The sequence below is a fragment of the Streptomyces sp. NPDC059567 genome (assembly GCF_042735655.1).
Classification (GTDB): Bacteria; Actinomycetota; Actinomycetes; order Streptomycetales; family Streptomycetaceae; genus Streptomyces.
In genome coordinates this window covers 112,994-120,346 of the sequence record NZ_JBHWBS010000011.1, presented here as the reverse complement: position 1 = coordinate 120,346, position 7,353 = coordinate 112,994, and the positions used below count along the sequence as shown (strand labels likewise).

5 protein-coding genes and 1 tRNA gene are annotated in these 7,353 nt (G+C 70.8%); 2 read left to right on the top strand and 4 right to left on the bottom strand.

Annotated features, from left to right (window positions below):
• Positions 1-25 precede the first annotated feature (25 nt).
• Positions 26-113 (bottom strand) — tRNA-Leu (locus ACFVZW_RS08605).
• A gap of 255 nt (positions 114-368) precedes the next feature.
• Between ACFVZW_RS08605 and ACFVZW_RS08600 the strand changes: the two genes are divergently transcribed.
• On the top strand, positions 369-1,637 hold the full coding sequence (locus ACFVZW_RS08600; RefSeq protein WP_384518680.1) for a DUF2254 domain-containing protein: 1,269 nt from the start codon (positions 369-371) through the stop codon (positions 1,635-1,637).
• A 10-nt stretch (positions 1,638-1,647) separates the two neighbouring features.
• Here ACFVZW_RS08600 and ACFVZW_RS08595 read toward each other — a convergent pair whose 3' ends face one another.
• From ACFVZW_RS08595 to sucC, 3 genes are all read right to left on the bottom strand, one after another.
• Positions 1,648-3,255: an aldehyde dehydrogenase family protein gene (locus ACFVZW_RS08595; protein WP_384518665.1), complete on the bottom strand. Its 1,608-nt coding sequence runs from the start codon at positions 3,253-3,255 to the stop codon at positions 1,648-1,650.
• Between the two features lie 200 nt (positions 3,256-3,455).
• Positions 3,456-4,358 (bottom strand): succinate--CoA ligase subunit alpha, encoded by a 903-nt coding sequence (gene sucD / locus ACFVZW_RS08590; protein WP_384518662.1) that lies wholly within the window; start codon positions 4,356-4,358, stop codon positions 3,456-3,458.
• A 14-nt stretch (positions 4,359-4,372) separates the two neighbouring features.
• Positions 4,373-5,509 carry an ADP-forming succinate--CoA ligase subunit beta gene (gene sucC / locus ACFVZW_RS08585; protein WP_384518659.1) on the bottom strand — a complete coding sequence of 379 codons (1,137 nt, stop codon included), beginning with the start codon at positions 5,507-5,509 and terminating at the stop codon, positions 4,373-4,375.
• Between the two features lie 145 nt (positions 5,510-5,654).
• Here sucC and ACFVZW_RS08580 point away from each other — a divergent pair, with 145 nt between their 5' ends.
• Positions 5,655-7,349 carry a thiamine pyrophosphate-binding protein gene (locus tag ACFVZW_RS08580; protein ID WP_384518656.1) on the top strand — a complete coding sequence of 565 codons (1,695 nt, stop codon included), beginning with the start codon at positions 5,655-5,657 and terminating at the stop codon, positions 7,347-7,349.
• Positions 7,350-7,353: the final 4 nt, after the last annotated feature.

The window sequence follows — 7,353 nt, the reverse complement described above, 5'->3', positions numbered from 1 at the left end:
GCCACGGACCGCCTTCGTCTTCCTCTGGTGTCCGAGGGGGGACTTGAACCCCCACGCCCGATAAAGGGCACTAGCACCTCAAGCTAGCGCGTCTGCCATTCCGCCACCCGGACCAGGTGTTGTGTCGTTTCGGGGTGTTCCCCGCGGCGACATGGATAACTCTACCAGGGGTTCGCGGTGCCTTTCACCCACGTTTCCCGTGGTCAGTGGGGTGCGGCGGGCCGGATGTCCTTGATCCAGTCCGGGTGCGCCAGAGGTCCCACAGAGTGTCGCCGTACACATACGGGGAGTGGCGACCCGCGCCGCCTAGCCTGCCCTGGGTGAGCAACCAATCCGAGTACCGCAGGTCGACGTACCGCAGGCCCCGGATGCTGTCGCCGATGCGGGAGCACCTGCGGGACACGTTCTGGTTCGCCCCGATCCTGTCGATGCTGGCCGTCTTCGCGATGTGGACGGGTGCGACGACGCTGGACGAGGCGATCATCGGATGGCTCCGCGACGACGAGGCGTACGAGGAGATCTCCGACCTGATCGGGATCTCCGACGACGCCAAGACGATCGTCACGACGATCTCCTCGGCGATGATGACCTTCATCGGTGTCGTCTTCTCCATCTCGCTGGTCGCGGTGCAGATGGCGAGCGGCCAGTTCAGCCCCCGGATCGTGCGGATCTTCATCCGGAGCCGGATCACCAAGGCGACCTTCTCCGTCTTCCTGTCGACCTTCCTGCTGTCGCTGCTCGTGCTGACCTCGTACGAGAGCGAGACCGATCCCCGGTACGTGACGGTCGTGCCCCTGGTGCAGTCGTTCCTGACGCTGCTCATGGTGGGGCTGAGTCTGGTGCTCTTCGTGGCGTATGTGAGCACGACACTGCAGCTGATGCGCGTGGGGCACGTGGTCGAACGGATCACGACCGAGGCGCTGTCCGTGCTGACGAAGCAGCCGCTGTACGGGGACGAGGTCGGCGAGCTCGGGGAAGCGACGCAGTTCCTGGTGCACCGGGGGCGCGCCGGCGTGCTGCGGGACGTGAACGTGGCGTGGCTCGTCAGGGGCGCGCAACGGCACGGCGTCGTGTTTCGGCTGGTCCCCCGGATCGGGGACTTCGTGGTGCCCGGTACCCGCATCCTCGCCGTACACGGAGGGCAGGTGCCGCGCCGGCTGGCCTCGGCGGTCTCCCTCGGGGTCGAGCGGACGTTCCACCAGGATCTCGGCTTCGGCCTGCGGCAGCTCGCCGACATCGCTCTGCGGGCCCTCTCCCCCGCCGTCAACGACCCGACGACCGCCGTGCAGTGCCTCGACCGGATCGTCCAGATCCTCGCGGCGCTCGCGAACCGCCCCCTGGGGTCCGTCCAGCACCGGGACCGCGCGGGCACGGTCCGGTTGATCCAGGACGGATCCGAATGGACCGATCTCGTGGATCTGGGGTTCACCGAGGTCCGGGGCTGCGCTGCCGGCAGCCCCCAGGTGTCCCGGCGGATGCTCGCGGGGATCGACGACCTGCTGTCGCTGGTCCCCGAGGAACGCAGGGCACCCCTGCTCCGGCACCGCGCACTGCTCACGCAGCTGGTGGAGCGCGCGACGCCGGAGGCGGCCGATCGGGCCTTCGCCCTGGAGACGGACCGTCAGGGGATCGGGTGAAGGGACCCTGTCAGGGCATCAAGTGGTAGTCGGGGAAGTTGCCCGGCAGCCGCTCCCCCGAGGAGCCGTCCGCGCCCTCGGGCCCCTCGGTGACGGCCTTGACCAGCAGGTCGCCGCCGACGAAGGCCCCGCGCCAGGACGCGCCGAACCCGCCGAAGAGCTCTTCGCGGTCGCCCCGGGACCGGGGCTTTCCGTGGCCGGTCTTGAAGGCACGGATCTGCGGGGCGAGTCGGTCGTACGTCTCCGGGTCGTCGGTGGAGAGCGTGGCGACGAGAGCCCCGTTGGAGGCGTTCATCGCGGCGAGCAGCTCCGCCTCGGTGTCGACCAGGACGATCGTGTCGACCGGACCGAAGGGTTCGGCGTGGTGGAGGGGTGAGGACGGGGGCGGGTTAAGGAGCGTCACCGGCGGAAGGTACGCGGAGGTGTCCTGGCCCGGCAGGAAGCGGCCGTCCGCGAGCGAACCGTGGTGCAGCGGGACGGCCCCCCGGTCGACGGCCTCTGAGACCAGGTCGCCGAGCTCCTTGGCCTTGGCGGCGTTGATGAGCGGACCGAAGTCGAGGTCGGGGAGGTCGTCCTGCGGGTGCTCGACGGCGAGCGGGTGGCCGAACCGGATGGCACGGACGGGCGGCAGGTAGGCGGCGAGGAAGTCGGCGAAGAGGGGCCGCTGGACGACGAAGCGCGGATAGGCGGTGCAGCGCTGCTTCCCGTAGTCGAAGAGTTTGGGGATCACGGAGGTGAGGGCGGGCCAGTCGGTGTGGTTCCAGATGCCCCAGGTGTTGAGGCCCTCCTGCTCCAGGATGTGGCGCTTCCCCAGGTCGGCGACCGCGGTCGCGATCCGGGCGCCGGTGTCGCGGCCACCGACGAAGGAGACGCAGCCGATCTCCGGGGCGCGGACGAGGGCCTCGGAGAGCTCGCCGCCGCTGCCGCTGACCAGGGTGACCGGGATGCCCTCGCGGGCGGCGAGCGCCGAGGCGAGCGTGAGGCAGGCGAGTCCGCCGTCGGTCGGGGTCTTGGCGATGACGGCGTTGCCGGCCAGCGCCTGCACGAGCATGGCGTGGACCAGGACGGACATCGGGTAGTTCCAGCTGGCGATGTTGGAGACCGGGCCGGGCAGCGGGGCGCGGCCGGTCAGCATGGGGTCGATGCCGTCGACGTACCAGCGCACTCCGTCGATCGCGCGGTCGACGTCGGCCTGGGCGAGCCGCCAGGGCTTGCCGATCTCCCAGACGAGGAGGAGGGCGAGCAGTTCCCGGTGCGCGGTGAGTGCGTCGAGGGTGGCGGAGACGCGGGCCCGGCGTTCGGCCAGCGGGATGTGCCGCCAGGCGCGGTGCTGGTCGAGCGAGGCGCGTACCGCCCGGTGGGCGGTGGTGGCGTCGAGGCGCGGCGGGCCGGCGATGGGGCTGCCGTCCACGGGGCTGGTGGCGGGGAGCGGCCGGCCGTCGGGCTGCCAGGCGCCGTTCCAGAGGTTGCGGACGCTGTCGTCACGGAACGCCTCGGGGGCGGCGGTCAGACAGCGCTGCCAGGCGTCGGCCCAGGCGGTGCCGGGCTTGAGTTGGAGGGTGGGGGCTGGGGCGGGGGTTGAGGACGGGTCAGGGGTGGGTGCCGGGGTCGGTGCCATGGAGGGTTCTCCGCTCTCGGTGCACAGTCGGGCGGGAGGGTGCGATGGCTGGGGGCGGGCGCGACGGCCGGAGGTATGACGGCTGTGGCGCGGGCGGGGCGGTGTCGTGCGGGCGGGGCGGTGTCGTGCGGGCGGGGCTTTGGCGCGCGCGGGCTGGACGGTGGCGCGGGGCGGGGGCTGTGGCGCGGGCGGGCGCCGCGTCAATCGTGGGTGAGGGCGCCCGGGGCCGCCAGCCGGGCGAGGACGAGTCCGGCCGTCTCGGTGGGCGTGGAGCCGACCCGTACCCCCGCCGCTTCCAGGGCTTTCCGCTTCCCCTCGGCCGTACCGGACGAACCGGAGACGATGGCGCCCGCATGGCCCATCGTCTTGCCCTCGGGGGCCGTGAAGCCGGCGACGTAGGCGATGACGGGCTTGGTGATGTGCGCCGCGATGTGCTCGGCCGCTCGCTCTTCGGCGTCGCCTCCGATCTCGCCGATCATCACGATCAGATCGGTGTCGGGGTCGGCCTCGAAGGCGGTGAGGCAGTCGATGTGGGTCGTGCCGACGACCGGGTCGCCGCCGATGCCGACGGCCGAGGAGAAGCCGTACTCCCGCAGCTCGTACATGAGTTGGTAGGTGAGCGTGCCGGACTTGGAGACGAGTCCGATGCGGCCGGGCTTGGCCGCGATGTCGGCGGGGATGATGCCCGCGTTGGACTGGCCGGGGCTGATGAGACCGGGGCAGTTGGGGCCGATGATCCTCGTGCCACGGTCGCGGGCGTGCGCCTGGAAGACCACGGTGTCGTGGACGGGGATGCCTTCGGTGATGACGACGGCGAGGCCGATGCCCGCGTCGACGGCCTCGATGACGGCCGCCTTCGCGAACGGCGGCGGGACGAAGACGACCGTGACGGCCGCGCCGGTGGCGTCCATCCCTTCGCGGACCGAGCCGAAGACGGGGATCGCGCGTCCGTCGAGCTGGACGGAGCTGCCGGCCTTGCGCGGGTTGACCCCGCCGACGACATCCGTGCCGGCGGCGAGCATCCGGCGGGTGTTCTTCATGCCCTCGGCTCCCGTCATGCCCTGGACGAGGACCTTGCTCTCCTTGGTCAGAAAGACGGCCATGGCGTTGCTTCCCTTCAGCGGGTGGCGAGCTGGGCTGCGCGGGCGGCGGCGCCGTCCATCGTGGTGACCTGTTCGACCAGGGGGTGGGCGCGGGCGTCGAGGACGGCCCGGCCGCGTGCCGCGTTGTTGCCGTCGAGGCGCACGACGAGCGGTTTGGTGAGGTGCACGGATTCGAGGGCCTGGACTATGCCCTCGGCGACGGCGTCGCAGGCGGTGATGCCGCCGAAGACGTTGACGAGTACGGCGCGGACGTCGGGGTCGGAGAGGATCACGTCGAGGCCGTCGGCCATGACCTGGGCGGAGGCGCCGCCGCCGATGTCGAGGAAGTTGGCGGGGCGGGCGCCCCGGCCGGCCACGACGTCGAGGGTGGACATGACGAGTCCTGCGCCGTTGCCGATGATGCCGACCTCGCCGTCGAGCTTGACGTAGTTGAGGCCCCTGGCTCTTGCTGCGGCTTCCAGCGGGTCGCCCTCGGCCTTCGGGACGTCGGGCGTCTCGCCCCAACGGGCCTGCCGGAAGACGGCGTTGTCGTCGATGGTGACCTTGCCGTCGAGGGCGAGGACCGTGCCCTTGACGGTACGGACGAGGGGGTTGACCTCGACGAGGAGGGCGTCCTCGCGGACGAGGACCTGCCAGAGCCGGCGCAGTACGTCCCCGGCCTCCGGCGGCAGCCCTGCCGCGGCGGCGATCTCGGCGGCCTTGGCCTCGGTGACGCCTTCGGCCGGGTCGACGGGAATGCGGGCGACGGCCTCGGGCCGGGTGGCGGCGACCTCTTCGATGTCCATGCCGCCCTCGGCGGAGGCGATGGCGAGGAAGGTGCCGGCCGCCCGGTCGAGGACGTAGCTCACATAGAACTCGTCCTGGATGTCGACGGGTTGGGCCAGCATCACCCGGCGCACGGTGTGGCCCTTGATGTCCATGCCGAGGATCTGACGTGCGGTGATCTCGGCGGCGGCGGGGTCCGCCGCGAGCTTGACACCGCCCGCCTTGCCCCGGCCGCCGGTCTTCACCTGGGCCTTGACGACGACGCGTCCGCCGAGGAGTTCGGCGGCGTGCCGCGCCTCGCGGGGGTGGTCGACCACGGCGGCGTCGGGGACCGCGATGCCGTAACCCTTGAAGAGTTCCCTTGCCTGGTGCTCGTACAGGTCCATCTCGGCTCCCTGTCTCGAAAGTGCCGCACACCCCCTGGACACCATCCGGGCGATGCGGGATAACAAGCTTCATACAGTATTCGTCGACTGTATGCAATCGACCGCGACAGCACCTCAACCCCCTACGAAGGGACAGGACTTCGCCATGCCCGACGACAGCCAGCAGCCCCAGCAGGAACGCATCTCCGGTGGACATCTGGTCGCCAAGGCCCTCAAGGCGGAAGGCGTCGACCGCATCTACACGCTCTGCGGCGGCCACATCATCGACATCTACGACGGCTGTGTCGACGAGGGCATCGAAGTCGTCGACGTACGCCACGAACAGGTGGCCGCGCACGCCGCCGACGGCTACGCCCGGATCACCGGTAAGCCCGGCTGCGCGGTCGTCACCGCGGGGCCCGGCACCACCGACGCCGTCACCGGCGTCGCCAATGCCTTCCGCGCCGAGTCGCCCATGCTTCTGATCGGCGGCCAGGGAGCGCACACCCAGCACAAGATGGGCTCGCTGCAGGACCTGCCGCACGTCGACATGATGACGCCCATCACCAAGTTCGCCGCGACGGTGCCGGACACGGCGCGGGCGGCGGACATGGTCTCCATGGCGTTCCGCGAGTGCTACCACGGCGCGCCGGGGCCCTCCTTCCTGGAGATCCCGCGCGACGTCCTGGACGCCAGCGTCCCGGTGGAGAAGGCGCGGGTGCCCCAGGCCGGGCAGTACCGGGCGTCCACCCGCGGCGGCGGTGACCCCGAGGCCGTCGAGAAGCTCGCCGATCTGCTCGTGCGAGCCGAGAAGCCGGCGATCCTGCTGGGCAGCCAGGTCTGGACGACCCGGGCCACGGACGCGGCGGTCGAGCTCGTACGGACGCTCAACATCCCCGCGTACATGAACGGAGCGGGGCGCGGCACGCTGCCGCCCGGCGATCCGCACCACTTCCAGCTCTCCCGGCGTTACGCCTTCTCCAACGCGGACGTCATCGTCATCGTCGGCACCCCCTTCGACTTCCGGATGGGCTACGGCAAGCGGCTCTCCCCGGACGCCACCGTCGTCCAGATCGACCTGGACTACCGGACCGTCGGCAAGAACCGGGACATCGACCTCGGGATCGTCGGCGACGCGGGGCTGATCCTGAAGTCGGTCACGGAGGCGGCGAGCGGCCGGCTCAACGGCGGTGCCACCAAGCGCAAGGCATGGCTGGAGGAGCTGCGCACCGCCGAGCAGACCGCGCTCGACAAGCGGCTGCCGCAGCTGCGCTCGGACTCCTCGCCGATCCACCCGTACCGCCTGGTCAGCGAGATCAACGACTTCCTGACCGAGGACTCGATCTACATCGGCGACGGCGGGGACATCGTCACCTTCTCCGGTCAGGTCGTCCAGCCCAAGTCGCCCGGGCAGTGGATGGACCCGGGACCGCTCGGCACGCTCGGCGTGGGCGTCCCCTTCGTCCTGGCCGCCAAGCAGGCCCGCCCGGACAAGGAGGTGGTGGCCCTCTTCGGTGACGGCGCGTTCTCCCTCACCGGCTGGGACTTCGAGACTCTCGTCCGCTACAACCTGCCCTTCGTCGGCATCGTCGGCAACAACTCCTCGATGAACCAGATCCGTTACGGCCAGGCCCAGAAGTACGGCCCGGAGCGCGAGCGGGTCGGCAACACCCTCGGCGACGTCCACTACGACGAGTTCGCCCGGATGCTGGGCGGTTACGGCGAGGAGGTGCGGGACCCCGCCGACATCGCCCCGGCACTGCGTCGAGCGCGCGAGTCCGGGCTGCCGTCCCTGATCAACGTCTGGGTCGACCCCGACGCGTACGCCCCCGGAACCATGAACCAGACCATGTACAAGTGAGGAG